Origin of the sequence: Micromonospora zhanjiangensis (genome assembly GCF_042650605.1) — a bacterium.
Classification (GTDB): Bacteria; Actinomycetota; Actinomycetes; order Mycobacteriales; family Micromonosporaceae; genus Micromonospora_J; species Micromonospora_J zhanjiangensis.
This window is the reverse complement of the sequence record NZ_JBHSBN010000015.1, coordinates 1-18,607: the sequence shown is the minus strand read 5'-3', so window position 1 is coordinate 18,607 and position 18,607 is coordinate 1. Positions and strand designations below refer to the sequence as shown.

Annotated in this window: 16 protein-coding genes; all 16 read left to right on the top strand. The window is 71.6% G+C overall.

All coding sequences use genetic code 11. The features are described from left to right. Nucleotides 1–30 precede the first annotated feature (30 nt). Nucleotides 31–1,254, top strand: a complete 1,224-nt coding sequence (locus ACFOX0_RS20645) for a glycosyltransferase (protein ID WP_377548440.1) — start codon at nt 31–33, stop codon at nt 1,252–1,254. A gap of 44 nt (nt 1,255–1,298) precedes the next feature. Continuing rightward, a complete protein-coding gene (locus ACFOX0_RS20640; protein ID WP_377548437.1) occupies nt 1,299–2,519 on the top strand; it encodes a glycosyltransferase in 1,221 nt (406 codons plus the stop codon). Nucleotides 2,520–2,587: 68 nt separating this feature from the next. Continuing rightward, entirely contained in the window at nt 2,588–3,808 is a 1,221-nt protein-coding gene (locus ACFOX0_RS20635) for a glycosyltransferase (protein ID WP_377548434.1), read from the top strand. A 32-nt stretch (nt 3,809–3,840) separates the two neighbouring features. Then, on the top strand, nt 3,841–4,962 hold the full coding sequence (locus ACFOX0_RS20630; protein ID WP_377548432.1) for a DegT/DnrJ/EryC1/StrS family aminotransferase: 1,122 nt from the start codon (nt 3,841–3,843) through the stop codon (nt 4,960–4,962). A 49-nt stretch (nt 4,963–5,011) separates the two neighbouring features. Next, nucleotides 5,012–5,623, top strand: a complete 612-nt coding sequence (locus ACFOX0_RS20625; RefSeq protein WP_377548429.1) for a dTDP-4-dehydrorhamnose 3,5-epimerase family protein — start codon at nt 5,012–5,014, stop codon at nt 5,621–5,623. After that, complete coding sequence (locus tag ACFOX0_RS20620) at nt 5,614–6,603, top strand: NAD-dependent epimerase/dehydratase family protein (RefSeq protein WP_377548427.1); 990 nt, start codon at nt 5,614–5,616, stop codon at nt 6,601–6,603. Before ACFOX0_RS20625 ends, ACFOX0_RS20620 begins: the two co-directional genes overlap by 10 nt. After that, the gene (locus ACFOX0_RS20615; RefSeq protein WP_377548424.1) at nt 6,600–7,988 is read left to right on the top strand and encodes an NDP-hexose 2,3-dehydratase family protein; all 1,389 of its coding nucleotides are present in this window, start codon (nt 6,600–6,602) and stop codon (nt 7,986–7,988) included. Before ACFOX0_RS20620 ends, ACFOX0_RS20615 begins: the two co-directional genes overlap by 4 nt. Before the next feature lie 20 nt (nt 7,989–8,008). Next, nucleotides 8,009–8,722, top strand: coding sequence for a class I SAM-dependent methyltransferase (locus ACFOX0_RS20610; RefSeq protein WP_377548422.1), 714 nt, complete (start codon nt 8,009–8,011; stop codon nt 8,720–8,722). Nucleotides 8,723–8,883: 161 nt separating this feature from the next. Continuing rightward, entirely contained in the window at nt 8,884–10,038 is a 1,155-nt protein-coding gene (locus ACFOX0_RS20605) for a glycosyltransferase (RefSeq protein WP_377548420.1), read from the top strand. Between the two features lie 152 nt (nt 10,039–10,190). Further along, the gene (locus tag ACFOX0_RS20600; RefSeq protein WP_377548418.1) at nt 10,191–11,978 is read left to right on the top strand and encodes an ArnT family glycosyltransferase; all 1,788 of its coding nucleotides are present in this window, start codon (nt 10,191–10,193) and stop codon (nt 11,976–11,978) included. A gap of 202 nt (nt 11,979–12,180) precedes the next feature. Next, complete coding sequence (locus ACFOX0_RS20595; RefSeq protein WP_377548416.1) at nt 12,181–14,157, top strand: ABC transporter ATP-binding protein; 1,977 nt, start codon at nt 12,181–12,183, stop codon at nt 14,155–14,157. A gap of 85 nt (nt 14,158–14,242) precedes the next feature. Continuing rightward, the gene (locus ACFOX0_RS20590) at nt 14,243–14,452 is read left to right on the top strand and encodes an MbtH family protein (protein WP_377548414.1); all 210 of its coding nucleotides are present in this window, start codon (nt 14,243–14,245) and stop codon (nt 14,450–14,452) included. A 67-nt stretch (nt 14,453–14,519) separates the two neighbouring features. Next, a complete protein-coding gene (locus ACFOX0_RS20585; protein WP_377548412.1) occupies nt 14,520–15,716 on the top strand; it encodes a cytochrome P450 in 1,197 nt (398 codons plus the stop codon). A 23-nt stretch (nt 15,717–15,739) separates the two neighbouring features. Continuing rightward, a complete protein-coding gene (locus tag ACFOX0_RS20580; protein WP_377548410.1) occupies nt 15,740–16,894 on the top strand; it encodes a cytochrome P450 in 1,155 nt (384 codons plus the stop codon). Continuing rightward, nucleotides 16,884–18,080, top strand: a complete 1,197-nt coding sequence (locus ACFOX0_RS20575) for a cytochrome P450 (protein WP_377548407.1) — start codon at nt 16,884–16,886, stop codon at nt 18,078–18,080. The genes ACFOX0_RS20580 and ACFOX0_RS20575 overlap by 11 nt, the downstream gene beginning before the upstream one ends. Nucleotides 18,081–18,176: 96 nt before the next feature. Next, nucleotides 18,177–18,607: tryptophan 7-halogenase (locus ACFOX0_RS20570; RefSeq protein WP_377548405.1), on the top strand; the 431-nt coding region annotated here is incomplete at its 3' end.

The window sequence follows — 18,607 nt, the reverse complement described above, 5'->3', positions numbered from 1 at the left end:
CCGGCGGGAACCTACGGAGGGGAATACGCGATGCGTGTGTTGTTGTCGACGTCGGGAAGCCGCGGCGACGTCGAACCGCTGGTGGCGCTGGCGGTACGGCTGCGGGCGCTCGGTGCCGAGGTGCGGATGTGCGCGCCCCCGGACGCCGCGGAGCGGCTGGCCGAGGTCGGCGTGCCGCTGGTGCCGGTCGGTCGGTCGACCCGTACCGCGATCAACGCGGCGAGGCCGACCCCCGCGGACGGGCCGCGGCTCGCCGCCGAGGCGATGGCCGCGCAGTTCGACCAGGTCCCGGCGGCCGCCGAGGGCTGTGACGCGGTGCTGGCGACCGGCGTGTTGTCCGACGCCGTCGCCGTCCGGTCGGTGGCCGAGAAGCGGGCCATCCCCTACTTCTACGGCTTCTACTGCCCGATCTTCCTGCCGTCGCCGTACTATCCGCCGCCACCGCCCCTCGGCGAGCCACCCGCCCGGGACGTGACCGACAACCGGGCGCTCTGGGACCGGAACAACCGGGGTGCCCATCGGCGGTTCGGCGAGCCGCTCAACAGCAGGCGGGCCGCGATCGGCCTGCCGCCGGTGGCGGACATCTTCCGGTACGGCTTCACCGATCACCCCCTGCTGGCGGCCGACCCGATCCTGGCGCCGCTGCAACCGACGGACCTCGACGCCGTGCAGACCGGCGCGTGGATCCTGCCCGACGAACGCCCTCTCGCGCCGGAGCTGGAGGCGTTCCTGGCGGCCGGTCCACCGCCGGTGTACGTGGGGTTCGGCAGCATGCCCGCGCCCGCCGACGCCGCGAAGGTGGCCGTCGAGGCGGTCCGCGCCCAGGGCCACCGGGTGATCCTCTCCCGCGGCTGGGCCGGCCTGGCCCTGCCCGACGACCGGGACGACTGTTTCGTCGTCGGCGAGGTGAACCACCAGGTGCTGTTCGGCCGGGTGGCGGCCGCCGTGCACCACGGCGGCGTGGGTACGACGACCACGGCCGCCCGGGCCGGCGTCCCGCAGGTCGTGGTGCCGCAGATGGTGGACCAGCCGTACTTCGCCGGCCGGGTGGCCGAGTTGGGCATCGGCGCGGCGCACGACGGTCCGACGCCGACCGTCGACTCCCTGTCGGCCGCGCTCGGGACGGCCCTCGCGCCGCGGACCCGGGAGCGGGCGGCGGCGGTGGCCGGCACGATCCGCACCGACGGGGCGGCGGTGGCCGCGCGGATGCTGCTCGACGCGGTCAGCCGGGAGAAACCCGCCGTCGCCGTGTGAACGGCGTCCGCGGCGGGATGGGCCACCGGAACAGGAGATGCGAGATGCGCGTGTTGTTGTCGACCTCGGGAAGCCGCGGCGACGTCGAGTCGCTGCTGGCACTGGCGGTGCGGCTGCGGGATCTCGCCATCCGGGTACGGATGTGCGCACCGCCGTTCGCCGCGGAGCGGCTGGCCGAGGTCGGTGTGCCGCTGGTGCGGATCGGTCACGGGACGCGCGCGTTGCTGCGGGACGGGTCGGCGCCGCTGTCGCCCGAGACCCGGCGACGGATGACGGCCGAGGCGGTCGACGTGCAGTTCGACCAGGTCCCGGCGGGCGCCGAGGGGTGCGACGCGGTGGTGGCGGCCGGGGAGTTGTCCGCCGCGGTCGCGGTGCGGTCGGTGGCCGAGAAGTTGGGCATTCCCTACTTCTACGCCGCCTACAGTCCGGTCTATCTGCCGTCGTCGCACCACATGCCCCCGTTGGATGAGCGACTCACCCCGGGCGTGACCGACAACCGGGTGCTGTGGGAGCAGCGCGGTCAACGTTTCGGTGAGCGGTTCGGTGATCCGGTCAACCGGCGGCGGGCGGCCATCGGGTTGCCGCCGGTGGCGGACATCTTCCGGTACGGCTACACCGACCGGCCCTGGTTGGCGGCGGATCCGGTGCTGGCGCCGCTGCCGCCGGGCCTCGACGCGGTGCAGACCGGCGCGTGGATCCTGCCCGACCAGCGGCCCCTGCCGGCGGAGCTGGAGGCGTTCCTGGCCGCCGGCCCGCCACCGGTGTACGTGGGCTTCGGCAGCGCCTCCGAGACCGGTGCGACCGCCCGGGTGGCCGTCGAGGTGGTCCGGGCCCAGGGCCACCGGGTGATCCTCTCCAGCGGTTGGGCGGATCTCGTCCCGCCCGACGACGGGGCCGACTGCCTCGCCGTCGACGAGGTCAACCTGCAGGCGCTGTTCGGGCGGGTGGCCGCCGTCGTCCATCACGGCGGCGCGGGCACCACGACCGCGGCCGCGCGGGCGGGCACCCCCCAGGTCCTGATACCGCAGTACACGGACCAGCCGTACTTCGCCCGGCGGGTGGCCGAACTGGGCATCGGCGCGGCGGTCGACGGCCCGACGCCGACCGCCGGGTCCCTGTCGGCCGCGCTCACCACCGCACTGAGCCCGCGTACCCGGGCGCGGGCCACCGCCGTGGCCGGCACCATCCGTTCCGACGGGACGACGGTGGCCGCCCGACTGCTGCTCGACGCGGTCAGCCGGAACGAGCCGTTCGTCCTCGCGTGAACCACACCGAGTCGACGATCCAGCAACTCGGCGGGCGGACCGAAACCCGCCGGAACAGGAGATGCGAGATGCGCGTGTTGTTGTCGACCTCGGGAAGCCGCGGCGACGTCGAACCACTGGTGGCGTTGGCGGTGCGGTTGCGGACCCTCGGTGCCCAGGTACGGATGTGCGCGTCGCCGGCGTTCGCGGAGCGGCTGACCGAGGTCGGTGTGCCGCTGGTGCCGGTCGGTCGGGCGATGCGGATGATGCTGCGGGACGGGATGGGTCCACCGTCGCCCGAGACCCAGCGACGGATGGCCGCCGGGGCAATCGACGTGCAGTTCGACCAGGTCCCGGCGGGCGCCGAGGGGTGCGACGCGGTGGTGGCGGCCGGCGAACTGGCGGCCGCGGTCGCGGTGCGGTCGGTGGCCGAGAAGCTGGGCATCCCCTACTTCTACGCCGCCTACAGCCCGGTCTATCTGCCGTCGTCGCACCACACGCCTCCGTTGGATGAGCGACTCACCCCGGGCGTGACGGACAACCGGGTGCTGTGGGAGCAGCGCGGTCAACGTTTCGGTGAGCGGTTCGGTGATCCGGTCAACCGGCGGCGGGCGGCCATCGGGTTGCCGCCGGTGGCGGACATCTTCCGGTACGGCTACACCGACCGGCCCTGGTTGGCGGCGGATCCGGTGCTGGCGCCGCTGCCGCCGGGCCTCGACGCGGTGCAGACCGGCGCGTGGATCCTGCCCGACCAGCGGCCCCTGCCGGCGGACTTGGAGGCGTTCCTGGCCGCCGGCCCGCCACCGGTGTACGTGGGCTTCGGCAGCACGTCCGAGACCGGTGACGCGGCCCGGGTGGCCGTCGAGGTGGTCCGCGCCCAGGGCCACCGAATGATCTTCTCCCGGGGCTGGGACGACCTCGTCCCGCCCGACGACCGAACCGACTGCCTCGCCGTCGACGAGGTCAACCTGCAGGCGCTGTTCGGCCGGGTGGCCGCGGCCATCCACCACGGCAGCGCGGGCACGGCGCACGTCGCCACCCGGGCCGGCGTCCCCCAGGTGGTGATACCCCGGTACACCGACCAGCCGTACTTCGCCGCCCGGGTGGCCGAACTGGGCGTCGGCGCGGTGGCCGACGGTCCGACCCCGACCGCCGGGTCCCTGTCGGCCGCGCTCACCACCGCCCTGGACCCACGGACCCGGGCGCGGGCCACCGCCGTGGCCGACACGGTCCGGGCCGACGGGACGAACGCGGCCGCGGACCTGCTGTTCGACGCGGTCAGCCGGGAGAAGCCGTCCGTTTCCGTGTGAACCACACCCTTCGACGATGGGGAGCCAGGCAAGTGACGACTCGTGTATGGGACTACCTACCGGAGTACGCGAAGGAGAAGGACGACATCCTCGACGCGGTGCAGCAGGTCTTCGGCTCCGGGCAGTTGGTGCTCGGGGACAGCGTCCGGGGCTTCGAGGCCGAGTTCGCCGCGTACCACGGGGTGCCCTACGGCACCGGCGTCGACAACGGGACCAACGCCGTCAAGCTCGGCCTCGAGGCACTGGGCATCGGCCCCGGCGACGAGGTCATCACCGTGTCCAACACGGCGGCGCCGACCGTGGTCGCCGTCGTCGGTGCCGGTGCGACACCCGTCTTCGTCGACGTCCGCGCCGACGACTTCCTGATGGACGTCGACCAGGTCGCCGCGGCGATCACCCCCCGTACCAGGGCGATCGTCCCGGTGCACCTGTACGGCCAGTGCGTCGACATGGCACCGCTGACCCGCCTGGCCGAGCGGCACGGACTCAAGATCCTCGAAGACTGCGCCCAGGCGCACGGGGCGCGCCGGCACGGACGGCTCGCCGGAACCATGGGTGACGCCGCCGCGTTCTCCTTCTATCCCACCAAGGTGCTCGGCGCGTACGGTGACGGCGGGGCGGTGTTGACCTCCGACGAAGAGGTCGACCGCAACCTGAAGCAACTGCGCTACTACGGCATGGACAAGGTCTACTACGTCGTGCGCACGCCGGGCCACAACTCCCGGCTCGACGAGGTCCACGCCGAGATCCTGCGGCGCAAGCTGCGCCGCCTGGACGACTACATCGCCGGCCGCAACGCCGTCGCCCGCCGGTACGCCGAACGCCTCGGCGACCTCACCGGGCCGGGCGGGCTGCAGCTACCCGCCACCAACCCCGGCAACACCCACGTCTACTACGTGTACGTGGTCCGCCATCCCCGCCGCGACCACATCATCGAGGCGCTCAAGGACCACGACATCGCCCTGAACATCAGCTACCCGTGGCCGGTGCACACGATGAGCGGCTTCGCCGACCTCGGCTACCCGGTCGGGTCGCTGCCCGTCACCGAGGAACTCGCCGGCGAGATCTTCTCGCTGCCGATGTACCCGTCGCTGCCCGAGGACGTGCAGGACCGCGTCATCGACGCGCTGCGTTCCGTCCTGGCGACGCTGTGACCACCGACGCCTCCGGCACCCACGACTTCGCAGTGAAGGAGCACAACGCATGGCCGCGGTGACCGTCGTGCCGTCCGCGATTGACGGCGCTTTCCAGTTTCGACCCACGGTGTACCCGGACAGTCGGGGACTGTTCGCGTCGCCGTTCCAGGAGGTCGCCTTCGCCGAGGCGCTCGACCGGCCACTCTTCCCCGTCCGGGACGTGAGCCACAACCTGTCGGCCCGTGGCGTGCTGCGGGGCATCCACTACACGGCCACCCCACCCGGCCGGGCCAAGTACGTCTACTGCCCGTACGGCGAGGTCCAGGACTATCTCGTCGACCTGCGGGTGGGCTCGCCCACCTTCGGCCAGTGGGAGATGACGGAACTCAGCGGCGACAACTGCCGTGCCCTCTACATCCCGGTCGGCGTCGGCCACGCGTTCCTGTCGCTGCGGGACGACACCGTGATCGTGTACCTGATGTCCGAGGGCTACGTCCCGGCCAACGAGCGCGCGGTCTCGCCGCTCGATCCCGGGATCGGGCTGCCCGTACCGCAGGGGCTGACGATCCGGCAGTCCGAGCGGGACACGGCGGCGCCGACCCTGGCGCAGGCCCGCGAGCAGGGCCTGTTGGACGACTACGAGCTGTGCCGGAACGTGGAGGCGAAGCTGTGGCGGTGAAATCACCCCTGGTCGTGCTGCTCGGCGCCAGCGGCTTCGTCGGCTCCGCCGTACTGCGCGAGCTGGCCGCCCGTCCGGGCCGGGTGCGCGCGGTGTCCCGCCGCCCGGCGGCGGTGCCCGACGACGCCCGCGCCGAGGTCGAGGTGCTGGCCGTGGACCTGTGCGAGCCGGGTCGGCTGGCCGAGGCCGTGGCCGGCGCCGACGTCGTGATCCATGCCGTGGCGTACATCGCCGGCTCGACCACCTGGCGGGTGGCCGACGGCGACTCGGCGGCCGAGCGGGTCACCGTCGGCCTGGTCCGCGACCTGATCGAAGCCGTACGCCGGTCCGACCCGCCGGTCCACGTCGTCTTCACCGGCGCGGCGTCGCAGGTCGGCCCGGCCGACCGGGAGGTCCTGGACGGTACCGAGACCGACCGGCCGGCGGGGGAGTACGACCGGCAGAAGCTGGCCGCCGAGCGGACCCTGCTGGCCGCCCACGAACAGGGCCTCGTCCGGGCAACCTCGATCCGGCTGCCGACGGTCTTCGGCGCCGGCCCCCGCTCCACCGCCCGGGACAAGGGCGTGGTGTCGCTGATGGTGCGCCGCGCGGTGGCCGGCCAGGACATCACCATGTGGCACGACGGCACGGTGCGCCGCGACCTGGTCTACGTCGACGACGTGGCCCGGGCCCTGGTGGCCGCGGCCGATCACGTCGCGGAGCTGGCCGGCCGTGCCTGGTTGCTCGGTTCCGGGTACGGGGCGCCGCTGGGCGAGGTGTTCACCAGGGTGGCCGAACTGGTCGCCGAGGAGACCGGCAAGCCACCGGTGCAGGTCGTGTCGGTGCCGCCGCCCGCGCACGCCGAGGCCGGTGACTTCCAGAGCGTCACCATCGACTCCTCGGCGTTCCGCGCGGTCACCGGCTGGCGCCCGCAGGTGCCACTCGACGAGGCGCTGCACCGTACGGTCGTCCACTGCGTCGACGCGATGGAGCCGTCGTGACCGCGGCCGTCGCCCTGCGCCAGCGCGTCGACGGCGCCCTGCCCCACCGGCTGCGGCGTTCGGCGGCGCAGACCGACGAGGGTCACATGATCCGTACCGCGGATCTGCTGGGGTGGCTCGCCGACCGGGCCCGGGCGCACCGTTTCACGGTCGACCGGATCGCGTTCGACGAACTCGACGGCTGGTCGTTCGCGCCGGGGACGGGCAACCTGGTGCACCACACCGGCCGCTTCTTCAGCGTCGAAGGACTGTCCGTCACCCTCGGCGAGGGCACCGTCCCGAGCTGGGAGCAGCCGATCATCCGCCAACCCGAGAACGGGATCCTGGGCATCCTGGTGAAAGAGTTCGACGGCGTCCTGCATTTCCTGCTCCAGGCCAAGATGGAGCCGGGCAATCCCAATCAGCTGCAACTGTCGCCCACCGTGCAGGCCACCCGCAGCAACTACACGGGCGTGCACCGTGGTGCCGAAGTCCCGTACCTGGAGCACTTCACCGGGCCGGGACGCGGCCGGGTGCACATCGACGTGCTGCAGTCCGAGCACGGCTCCTGGTTCTACCGCAAGTCCAACCGCAACATGCTTGTCGAGGCGACCGGCGAGGTGGTGCCGCGGGCGGACTTCTGCTGGCTCACCCTGGGCCAGATCGGCGAGCTGCTGCGGCTGGACAACGTGGTGAACATGGACTGCCGGACGGTCATCGCCTGCCTGCCGATCGCCGCCGGCGAGCCGGGGGCCCTGCACAGCGACGCGGAGCTGCAGTCCTGGTTCACCGTCGAACGGTCCCGGTGGGACCCGACGATCGAGTGCAAGCCGCTGGCGGCGGTCGCCGGCTGGGAGCGCGACGCGTACTGCATCCGCCGGCCCGACGGCCGCTACTTCCGGCTGGTCGCCGTCTCCGTGGAGGCCAGCAGCCGGGAGGTGTCGAGCTGGTCGCAGCCGCTGATCGAACCGACCGGGACCGGCGTCACCGCGTTCCTGGTCCGGGACATCGGCGGCGTACCGCATCTGCTGGTCCAGGCGAAGGCCGAGGCCGGCCTGCTGGACAAGGTTGAGCTGGCCCCCACGGTGCAGTGCAACCCGGCCAACTCGGCGCACCTGCCCGCGGCGGAGCGTCCGCCCTTCCTGGACCTGGTGCTGGCGGCCCCGCCCGAGCGGATCCGCTACGAGGCCCGGCACTCCGAGGAGGGTGGCCGGTTCCTGAACGCGGAGAGTCGCTACCTGCTGGTCGACGTCACCGGGGACGAGGTCGCGCTGCAGCCGCCGGCTGGCTTCCAGTGGGCCACCGCCGGCCAGCTCGGCGGCCTGGCCGGCCACGGCCACTACCTCAACGTCCAGGCCCGTACGTTGCTGTCCTGTCTGCACGCCGGCGCGGCCCGGCTGCCCTGAGAGGCGACAAGGGAACCCACATGACGGACATCAACGGAGACCAGCGGATCCAGTCCGAGGTACTCGAGGGCCTGGCGACGGCCGTGAACCACCGGCGGTGGTTCGTCGAGCTGGCCCTGCCGTACCTGGGCGACAACCCGATCGAGATCGGCAGCGGTCTGGGCGACTACGCGGTCGAGTGGGCCAAGCACGTTCCCCGGTTCACGGCGACCGAAGCGGACCCGGACCGGCTCCAGCGGCTCGAGGAGCGCCTCGGCGGGCGGCCCGGCATCGAGGTGTGGAAGATGCTGCTGCCCACCACCGAGGCGACCGGCGAGTTCAGCGCCGCCGTCTCGTACAACGTTCTCGAGCACATCGAGGACCATGTCGGCGCGCTGCGCAGCATGGCCGGACTGGTCCGGCCCGGCGGCCGGGTCATCGTGATCGTGCCGGCGTTCATGTTCGCGATGAGCGCGGTGGACATCGCCACCGGCCACATCCGTCGGTACACGAAGAAGACGATGCGCCAGGCCATGACCGAGGCCGGCCTGCGGATCGAGAAGCTGCACTACGCCAACGCCCTCGGGCTGCTCGGCTACTACGGCGCCACCAGCATCTTCAAGCTGGCGCCGAAGGAGGGTCCGATGGTCAAGCTGTACGACACGCTGGTGTTGCCGGTCACCAGGGCCGCCGAGCGGATCGTGCGGCCGCCGTTCGGTCAGTCCGTCTTCGCCGTGGCACGTACGCCCGGCTGAGGATCCGGCGTCCAGCCGCTCAATACGGTCGGTTGGACGAGCACCCGGAGTACCGGTGCCGGCGTCGTCCGCGGTGCGCCGGCACCGACCTGGACATTGAGCAACTTCACTATGGTTGGACCACGTCCGAGCTGCCTGCGGGCCGGGAAACGGCGGGTGAGATGCGTGTACTGATCTGGTCGTACGGACCACGCGGAGATGTCGAACCACCGGTGGCGCTGGCGGTGCGGTTGCGGACCCTCGGTGCGGACGTACGGATGTGCGCGCCGCCGGACTTCGCCGACCGGCTGGCCGAGGTCGACGTGCCGCTGGTGCCGATCGGCCGGGCGGTGCGGGAGGAGGCGGGCGAGCTGGGCGGGCCGCCCGGGATCCACGGCGTGCTCGCGGAGATCCGCACGCAGTTCGACGCGGTCCCGACGGCCGCGCGGGGATGCGACGCGGTGGTGGCCAGTGGCCTGATCTCCGGCGCGGTCGCCGTACGGTCGGTGGCGGAGAAGCTGGGCATCCCCTACTTCTACGCGGCCGCGTCCCCGTTCGTCCTGCCGACGCCGCAGGAGCGGGGCCCGTTCAACGAGAGCGCCGACGGGCTGTTCGGCGGTGAACTCAACCGGCAGCGGGCCCTGATCGGCCTGCCGCCGGTGCGGAACGTGGTCGACTACTGCCACACCGATCGACCCTGGCTGGCGGCCGATCCGGTCCTGGCGCCGCCGCAACCGGGCGTCGACGGTGTGCGGACCGGTGCCTGGATCCTGCCCGACGAACGGCCGCTTCCGGCGGGGTTGACGGCCTTTCTCGAGGCCGGGCCGCCACCGGTGTACGTGGGCTTCGGCAGCGCGCCGGCTCCGGCCGACGTCGCGAGGGTGGCCGTCGAGGCGATTCGCGCCCAGGGTCGGCGGGCGGTCCTGTCCCGCGGCCGCGTCGGCCTGGCCCTGCCCGACGACCGCGACGACTGTTTCGCCGTCGGCGAGGTGAACCTGCGGCTGTTGTTCGGCCGGGTGGCCGCCGCCGTGCACCACGGCGGCGTGGGCACGACACACGTCGCCACCCTGGCCGGCGTACCCCAGGTCGTGGTGCCCCAGGTGGCGGATCAGCCGCACTACGCGAGCCGGGTGGCCGAGCTGGGAGTCGGCGTGGCACACGACGGTCGGACACCGACCGTGGACTCCCTGTCGGCCGCGCTCGCCACGGCCCTGGCCCCGGCGACACGCGTACGGGCGGTCGCCGTGGCCGGCACGATCCGCACCGACGGGACGACCGTGGCCGCACGCCTGCTGTTCGACGCGGCCCGTCGGGGATTGCCGGCCGTCACCGGCTGAGCGACGTCGAGTCCACCGGCCGGGACGGCCATTGTCCAACGTGCACCCGTTGTAGCGCGGGAACAGCCTCACGAGACTGGTCCCCGTGCTTCGAGAGCCCGGCGGGACCTGACCTCGCACCGTAACGCCGTATCACGACTGGAGGTACCGGGATGTCCGAAACCCTCACCGATCTGCCGTCACCGTCCCGCGAGCAGGTGCCCGGGGGCCGCCCCGGTCGATGGGCGGTATGGCGCTCGCCGGCCGACCAACCGGCCTGGGCCCGGCCCGCGTTGCTGGGTATCGCGCTCCTGGCGCTGGTGCTGTACGCCTGGAACCTGCGGCTGGTCGACTACGCGCCGCTGTACTCGGACGCCGCCCGGAGCATGTCCGGAAGCTGGAAGGCGTTCCTGTACGGCGCCGCCGACCCGGCGGCGACGTACACGCTCGACAAGCTCGCCGGCTCGTTCATACCGCAGGCCGTCTCGGCCAGAATCTTCGGTTTCCACCCGTGGTCCCTGGCACTGCCGCAGGTCATCGAGGGGGTGATCTCGGTGCTCGTGCTCTACCGCGTCGTGCGGCGGTGGGCCGGCGTGGTACCCGGCCTGCTCGCCGCCGGCATCTTCACCCTCACCCCGGTCACCGCCTCGATGTTCGGGCACAGCATGGCGGACGGCGCGCTGGTCATGTGCCTGCTGTTCGCCGTCGACGCGTACCAGCGCGCCGTGCTGGAGGCACGACTCCGATCGCTGGTCTGGGCCGGCGTCTGGGTCGGGCTGGCCTTCCAGTGCAAGAGCCTGCAGGCGTGGTTGGTCCTGCCCGCCCTGGCGGTCGGCTACCTGCTCACCGCGCCGGTCGACCTGCGTGGTCGGTTGCGGCACCTGGGGATCGCCGGCGTGGTGATGCTGGCGGTGTCCCTGTCGTGGGTCCTGCTCTACACCGTGACCCCGGCCGCCGACCGGCCCTACGTCAGCGGCAGCACCAACAACAGCGCCTTCGCCATGGTGTTCGGATACAACGGGCTCAGCCGCCTGGGCATCCACATCCCCGGCGCCGCGCCGCTCAACCTCAGGGGTGAGGGCGGCGGTCCGTGGCTGGGCCCGGACGGCAACGCGCGGGCGCACGAGCGCGCGGGTGACGTCGGCTCGCGGGGTCAGGACCAGGAGGGCAACGTGGGCCCGCGGGGTCAGGACCAGGAGGGCAACGTCGGCCCGGGAGGTCAGGACCAGGAGGGCAACGTGGGCCCGGGAGGCCCGGACCAGAACGGCAACGTCGGCCCGCGGGCCCAGGGTCAGGGGCCGATGGTCGAGGGCCCTCCGGACGGGGACCTGTCCAAGGCGGAGAGCAGGGTGGATCCGTTGGGATCGACCAAGCTGCTCGACGGCCATCTCGGCGTCGCGATCGCCTGGCTGTTCCCGCTCGCCCTGCTGGCGTTGCTGTGCGGGCTCTGGTGGAAGCGCCGGACCGAGCGCACCGACCCGGTGCGCGGCGGGTTGGTGATGTGGGGTGTGTGGCTGGTGACCTTCGCCTTCGTCTTCAGCGCGAGCGCCGTCGACCACACCGCGTTCGTGGCGGATCTCGCCCCCGCGATCGCGGCCCTCTGCGCCCTCGGCGTCGTGACGTTCTGGCGGGAGTACCCCGGCGGCGGCGGGCGGGCCTGGGTGCTGCCGCTCGCGGTCGCGGCCGAAACGGCGTGGGCCGCCTGGCTGTGGTCCCACTACCCCAACTTCCTGCCCTGGGCCAGATGGGGCACGCTCGCGCTCGGCGTGGTCGCCGTGCTGGTGCTGGTCCTGGCGCGGGTCGTCCGGACCGCCCCGACCGCCCTGGTCACCGCCGGACTCGCCCTCGGCGTCGCGGCCATGCTGGCCGCACCCGCCACGTACGCCGTCTCCGTGCTCGATCCCGACTACTCCGGCAGCTCCTTCGACGCCAATGCCGGACCGGCGTCGGGCTCCGCGTGAGCCGAGCCGCGCCGGCACGCTCGGTGCCATCTACGCGTGGGGTCACCGCGACGTGCGCGGCCGTGACCGACGACGTGGTGCCACGCGACCAGCTTCTGTACCGCTGCGGCTGAGACGGCCGCTCGGACCCACTCGTGGACATCGGCTCCCGCCGCCACGATGAGATCGATGATGTCGCGAGTCATCTGAGAGAGGATGCTTTGTGGACGTGGTGCTGAACTTCGGGGGACAGCCGAAGAGCGCTGAGGGTGATCCGGATCCCTGGCAGAGCAAGGTCCGTCCGGGGACGGTGCGCAGGGTGCTCGCCTACTTCCGCCCGCACATCGGCAAGGTGGCGCTCTTCGTCCTCATCGCCGCGCTGGAGTCGCTCGCGGTCATCGCGACCCCGCTGCTGCTGATGAGGCTGGTCAACGACGGCATCCTCAAGAACGATCCCCGGCTCGTGGTGATGATGGCCTGCCTGGCCGCCGGACTCGCGGTGGCGGGTGGCCTGTTGGAGTTGGCCTCGGCCTACATCTCCGGCCGGATCGGGCAGGGGGTCACCTACGACCTGCGCGTCCAGTCCCTGAGCCACGTACAGCGGCTGCCGATCGCGTTCTTCACCCGGACCCAGACCGGGGTCCTGGTCGGCCGGCTGCACACGGAACTGATCATGGCCCAGCAGGAGTTCACCCACCTGCTGATGGCGGCCACGAGTGCGCTGACGGTCGCGCTGGTGCTCGCCGAGTTGTTCTACCTGTCGTGGCTGGTGGCCGTCGTCACCCTGCTGGTGATTCCGCTGTTCATCGTGCCCTGGGTCTACGTGGGGCGGGTGATACAGCGGCGCACGGAACGGCTGATGGAGGCGAACGCCAACCTCGGTGGACTCCTCCAGGAGCGGTTCAACGTGCAGGGGGCGATGCTCTCCAAGCTCTTCGGCCGGCCGAAGGAGGAACTGGCCGAGTACGCCGACCGGGCCGGGCGGATCCGCACGATCGGCGTCAACCTCTCGGTGTTCGGCCGGCTGGCCTTCGTCATGATGGGGCTGATGGCCTCGCTCGCCACGGCGCTCGTCTACGGGGTCGGCGGTAACCTGGTGCTCGACGGGGCGTTCCAGCTCGGCACGCTGGTCGCCATCGTCACCCTGCTGAGCCGGCTGTTCGGTCCGATGGTCCAGCTGTCCGGGCTGCAGGAGACCGCGCAGATGATCGTGGTGAGCTTCTCCCGGATCTTCGAGCTGCTCGATCTGAAGCCACTGATCCAGGAACGGCCCGGCGCGGTCGGGCTCGCCCGGAACGTGGCACCGGACATCGAGTTCGAGAACGTCGCGTTCCGCTACCCCACCGCGAACGAGGTCTCGCTGGCGTCGCTGGAGTACGTGCGCGCCGAACGCAAGCGCGGGGAGACGACGCCGGAGGTCCTGCGGGGCGTGAGCTTCCACGTGCCGGCCGGGACTCTCACCGCGCTCGTCGGACCGTCCGGCGCGGGCAAGAGCACCATCACCCACCTGGTGACCCGACTGTACGATCCGACCTCCGGCACCGTCCGGATCGGCGGACACGATCTGCGCGACCTCACCTTCGACTCGCTCCGGGCGACGGTGGGGGTGGTCAGCCAGGACGCGTACCTCTTCCACGACACGATCCGGGAGAACCTGCTCTACGCCCGTCCCACCGCGACCGAGGACGAGCTGATCGAGGCGTGCAAGGGTGCCCAGATCTGGGACCTGATCGAGTCCCTGCCGGGTGGGTTCGACACCGTCACCGGTGATCGCGGCTACCGCATGTCGGGCGGGGAGAAGCAGCGACTGGCCATCGCCCGGCTGCTGCTGAAGGAGCCCACGGTCGTCGTGCTCGACGAGGCCACCGCGCACCTGGACTCCGAGTCAGAGGCGGCCGTGCAGCGGGCGCTCAAGACCGCCCTGCGCAGCCGTACGTCGCTGGTGATCGCCCACCGGTTGTCCACCATCCGGGAGGCCGACCAGATCCTCGTCATCGACGACGGCGGGGTCCGGGAGAGCGGTACGCACGAGGCGCTGCTGGCGCGGGGCGGCCTCTACGCCGAGCTCTACCACACGCAGTTCTTCAAGCCGGGTGGCAACGGGACCGGTCCGGCGGGCGACGCGGTCGACACGCTCACCTACGAAGCCGAGCTCGACGACGAGCCGGAGCCCCTGCGCCACGTGGTTCGTGGCGGATGACAACGCACACCACGGGGCCGGCCCGGACCGGGTCGGCCGTCGCCGAGAAGCTCCGGCCCGGGCCGGAGCGGGAGAGGACACCACGATGACCAATCCGTTCGACAACGAGGACGGCTCCTTCTTCGTGCTCGTCAACGACGAGGGCCAGCACTCCCTCTGGCCCGCCTTCGCCGAGGTGCCGGCCGGCTGGACCGTCGTCCACGGCGAGGCGTCCCGGCAGGAGTGCCTCAGCTACGTCGAGCAGAACTGGACGGACCTGCGGCCGAAGAGCCTGGTCGAGGAGGTCGGCGCGTGAACGGCGGTGTCCAGCCGCTCAGGGCGGACGGTTGGACGGGTCCGACGACCCGACGTACGCCGCTCGGTTGAGCGAAGGGATCGGTGGCGTGTTCGAGGAGATCAATGTTGTCCAGGCCCTGGAGCTGCACCGGAGGAACCGGTTCGATCCGATACCGGAGCTTCGCGCCCTGATGGCCGAGGGCCCGATGACGTCGTTGGGCAGCGAGGACCACCCCGGCGGCCGGACCGCGTGGCTCGCCACCGGGCTCGACGAGGTCCGGCAGGTCCTCGGTTCGGACAAGTTCAGCGCCCGGCTGATCTACGGCGGGACCGCGGCCGGCATCGCCTGGCCCGGCTTCCTCACCCAGTACGACCCGCCGGAACACACCCGACTGCGCCGGTTGGTGGCGCCGGCCTTCGCCGTCCGGCGGATGCAGAAGTTCCGCGGCCAGGTCGAGCGGGTCGTCGGGGACACCCTGGACACGATCGAGGCGACCGGCGGCCCGCTGGACTTCGTCCCGCACTTCGGGTGGGCGGTCGGCACCACGGCGACCTGCGACTTCCTCGGCATTCCCCGGGACGATCAGGCGGATCTGTCCCGGTGCCTGCACGCCAGCCGGACCGAACGGTCGGAGAAGCGGCGGGTGGTGGCGGGGAACAAGTTCATGACGTACATGAACAAGGCCACCGCCCGCACGCGCCGCGACCCCGGCGACGACATGTTCGGGGTCGTGGTGCGCGAACACGGCGACGAGATCACGGACGCGGAACTGACCGGGGTGGCCGCGTTCGTCATGGGTGCGGGCGCGGACCAGGTGGCGCGTTTCCTGGCCGCCGGCGCGTTGCTGATGGTGGACGAGCCGGAACAGTTCGCCCTGCTGCGGGAGAAGCCGGAGACGATCCCGGACTGGCTGGATGAGGTCACCCGGTATCTCACCACCGACGAGAAGACCCATCCGCGCATCGCGCTGGAGGATGTGCGCATCGGTGACCGTCTCGTCAAGGCCGGTGACACCGTCACCTGCTCCCTGCTGGCCGCCAACCGCCAGAATTTCCCGGATCCGGTGGACGGGTTCGACATCACCCGGACCCGGCCGGAGCATGTCGCGTTCGGCCACGGAATCCATCACTGCCTCGGCAGAAGTCTGGCCGAGTTGGTGTTCCGGACGGCCATTCCGGCGCTGGCGCACCGCTTTCCCACCCTGAGGCTGGCGCAGCCGGACCGTGCCGTCACCTTGGGGCCGCCCCCGTTCGACGTGGAAGCCCTGCTGCTCGACTGGTAGAGCCGGAAAGCACAGGAGGATCGATGGCACTTCCCCTGCCGCACCAGCGGCACCGGCTCGACCCGGTACCGGAGTTCTGTGCGATGCAAGAAAAGGGGCCGCTGCACGAGTACGACACGGAACCGGGGATGGACGGCCGCAAGCAGTGGCTGGTCACCGGCTACGACGAGATGCGGGAGATTCTCGCCGACCACGTCCGGTTCAGCTCGATGCGGCCCGTCGACGACGAGGCGGACCGGGCCCAACTGCCGGGGCTCCTGCAGGTGTACGACCCGCCCGAGCACACCCGGTTGCGCAGGACGGTGGCGCCGGCGTACTCGGCCCGACGCTTGAAGGTGCTGCGGCCCCGGATCGAGGAGATCGTCGAGGACTGCCTGGACGACTTCGAGAGCGTGGGATCGCCGGTCGACTTCGTCCGGTACGTCGCCTGGCCGATCCCGGCGTTCATCGCCTGCGAGTTCCTCGGCGTCCCCCGGGACGACCAGGCCGAGCTGTCGCGGATGATCCGGGACAGCCGGGAGAGTCGGATTCCCCGGCAGCGGGCCGCGGCGGGGCTGGGCGTCGTCAACTACGCCGAGCGGCTGGCCACCCGCAAGCGGCGCGATCCCGGCGAGGGGTTGATCGGCGCTGTCGTGCGCGAGCACGGGGACGAGGTGTCCCAGGAGGAACTGGCCGGGCTCGCCGAGGCGAACCTGACCATGGCCACCGAGCAGATGGCCGCCCAACTGGCGGTCGCGGTGCTGCTCCTGGTGACCCATCCCGGGCAGTTGGCGCTGCTGCGCGACCGTCCGGAACTCGTGGACGGCGCGATCGAGGAGGTGCTCCGCTACGCGTCGGTCGTCGAGGCGCCCTCGCCGCGGGTGGCGCTCACCGACGTCCGGCTGGCGGGGTACGACATCCGCGCCGGTGAGGTGCTGACCTGTTCGATGCTGGCGGCCAACCGTACGCGGGACGACCGGTTCGACATCACCCGGCAGGCCCCCGCGCACCTGGCCTTCGGGCACGGCATCCACCACTGCATCGGCGCGCCGCTGGCCAAACTCGAACTGCGGGTGGTGCTGCCGGCGGTGGTCCGCCGGTTCCCGTCGTTGCGGCTGGCGGTCCCGCCGGAGGAGTTACGGTTCAAGCCGGGCCGGCCGGCACCCTTCGCCGTCGAGGAGCTTCCCCTTGAGTGGTGACGACTCGCTCCCGATCCACGCCCGTCGACAGGGCTTCGATCCGGCGGACGACCTGCGCGCCGCCGGAAAACTGACGAAGATCACGCTGGGCTCCGGGGCGGAGGCCAGCCCCACCTGGCTCGCCGCGGGGCACGCCGTCGTCCGCCAGGTGCTCGGCGACCACCAGCGGTTCAGCGCCCGGCGTCGCTTCAACCCGCGGGACGAGATCGGCGGGAAGGGCGTCTTCCGACCGCGCGAGCTGGTCGGCAACCTGATGGACTACGACCCGCCCGAGCACACCCGACTGCGGCAGTTGATGACACCGGGATTCACCCAGCGCCGGATGCGGCGGCTGGCGCCGCGCATCGAGCGGATCGTCGCGGACCGGCTCGACGTCATGGAGCAGGAGGGGTCGCCGGCGGACCTGGTCGAGCTGGTCGCCGACGAGGTGCCCGCGGCCGTGCTCTGCGAGCTGATCGGGGTGCCCCAGGACGACCGGGCCATGTTCCGGCAGCTCTGTCACGCGCATCTGGACGCCGCGCGGAGTCAGAAGAAGCGGGCCGCGGCCGGCGAGGCGTTCTCCCGTTACCTGCTGGCGATGATGGCCAGGGAACGGAAGGACCCGGGCGAGGGGCTGCTCGGATCGATCCTCGCCGAACACGGTGACACCATCACCGACGAGGAGCTGAGGGGCTTCTGCGTGCAGGTGATGCTGGCCGGCGACGACAACATCTCCGGCATGATCGGTCTGGGCGTGCTGGCGCTGCTGCGCCACCCCGACCAGATCGCCGCGGTGCGGGGCGACGAGAAGGCGGCGGATCGGGCGGTCGACGAGCTGATCCGGTACCTGACGGCCCCGTACGCCCCGACACCCCGGACCGCCATCGAGGACGTCACCGTCGCGGGTCGGGTGATCAGGGCGGGGGAGACCGTCCTCTGCTCGCTGCCCATGGCGAACCGCGATCCCGACCTGCTGCCGGACGCGGACCGCCTCGACGTCACGCGCGAGCCGGTCCCGCACGTCGCGTTCGGGCACGGCGTGCACCACTGCCTCGGGGCCGCCCTGGCCCGGCTGGAACTGCGCATCGTCTACACGTCGCTGTGGCGGCGCTTTCCCGGGCTGAGACTGGCGGATCCGGCCCAGGAGACCAGGTTCCGGACCAGCACCCCGGCGTACGGATTGACCAGCCTCATGGTGGCCTGGTGATCGACCCCGGTGTCAGATTGACGAACTTCACGCCGACGCGGTGCGACGTCAGAATCGGCAACAACAGGCAAATACTCGATCGAGAGACGGTGTGACATGCCGGTGGAAGAGTTCGACGTGGTGGTGGCGGGTGGTGGGCCGGCCGGTTCGACGGTGGCTTCGCTGGTGGCCATGCAGGGTCATCGGGTGTTGTTGCTGGAGAAGGAGGTCTTTCCCCGGTACCAGATCGGCGAGTCGTTGCTGCCGTCGACGGTTCACGGGGTGTGCCGGCTGCTCGGCGTCACGGACGAGCTGGCGGAGGCCGGCTTCCCGAAGAAGAAGGGTGGCACGTTCCGTTGGGGTGCGCGGCCGGAGCCGTGGACGTTCTCCTTCGGCCTCTCGGAACGGATGACCGGGTCCGCGTCGTTCGCCTACCAGGTCGAGCGGGCGCGGTTCGACGAGATCCTGTTGAACAACGCGAAGCGCAAGGGTGTCGAGGTGCGTGAGGGTTGTTCGGTCACCGGTGTAATCGAGGGCGAGGAGCGGGT

What these genes read in the sequence shown, in the direction of transcription:
- ACFOX0_RS20605 (WP_377548420.1), top strand. Translation starts at nt 8,884, where the DNA reads ATGCGTGTACTGATCTGGTCGTACGGACCACGCGGAGATGTCGAACCA.
- ACFOX0_RS20645 (WP_377548440.1), top strand. Translation starts at nt 31, where the DNA reads ATGCGTGTGTTGTTGTCGACGTCGGGAAGCCGCGGCGACGTCGAACCG.
- ACFOX0_RS20580 (WP_377548410.1), top strand. Translation starts at nt 15,740, where the DNA reads ATGGCACTTCCCCTGCCGCACCAGCGGCACCGGCTCGACCCGGTACCG.
- ACFOX0_RS20610 (WP_377548422.1), top strand. Translation starts at nt 8,009, where the DNA reads ATGACGGACATCAACGGAGACCAGCGGATCCAGTCCGAGGTACTCGAG.
- ACFOX0_RS20640 (WP_377548437.1), top strand. Translation starts at nt 1,299, where the DNA reads ATGCGCGTGTTGTTGTCGACCTCGGGAAGCCGCGGCGACGTCGAGTCG.
- ACFOX0_RS20590 (WP_377548414.1), top strand. Translation starts at nt 14,243, where the DNA reads ATGACCAATCCGTTCGACAACGAGGACGGCTCCTTCTTCGTGCTCGTC.
- ACFOX0_RS20600 (WP_377548418.1), top strand. Translation starts at nt 10,191, where the DNA reads ATGTCCGAAACCCTCACCGATCTGCCGTCACCGTCCCGCGAGCAGGTG.
- ACFOX0_RS20625 (WP_377548429.1), top strand. Translation starts at nt 5,012, where the DNA reads ATGGCCGCGGTGACCGTCGTGCCGTCCGCGATTGACGGCGCTTTCCAG.
- ACFOX0_RS20635 (WP_377548434.1), top strand. Translation starts at nt 2,588, where the DNA reads ATGCGCGTGTTGTTGTCGACCTCGGGAAGCCGCGGCGACGTCGAACCA.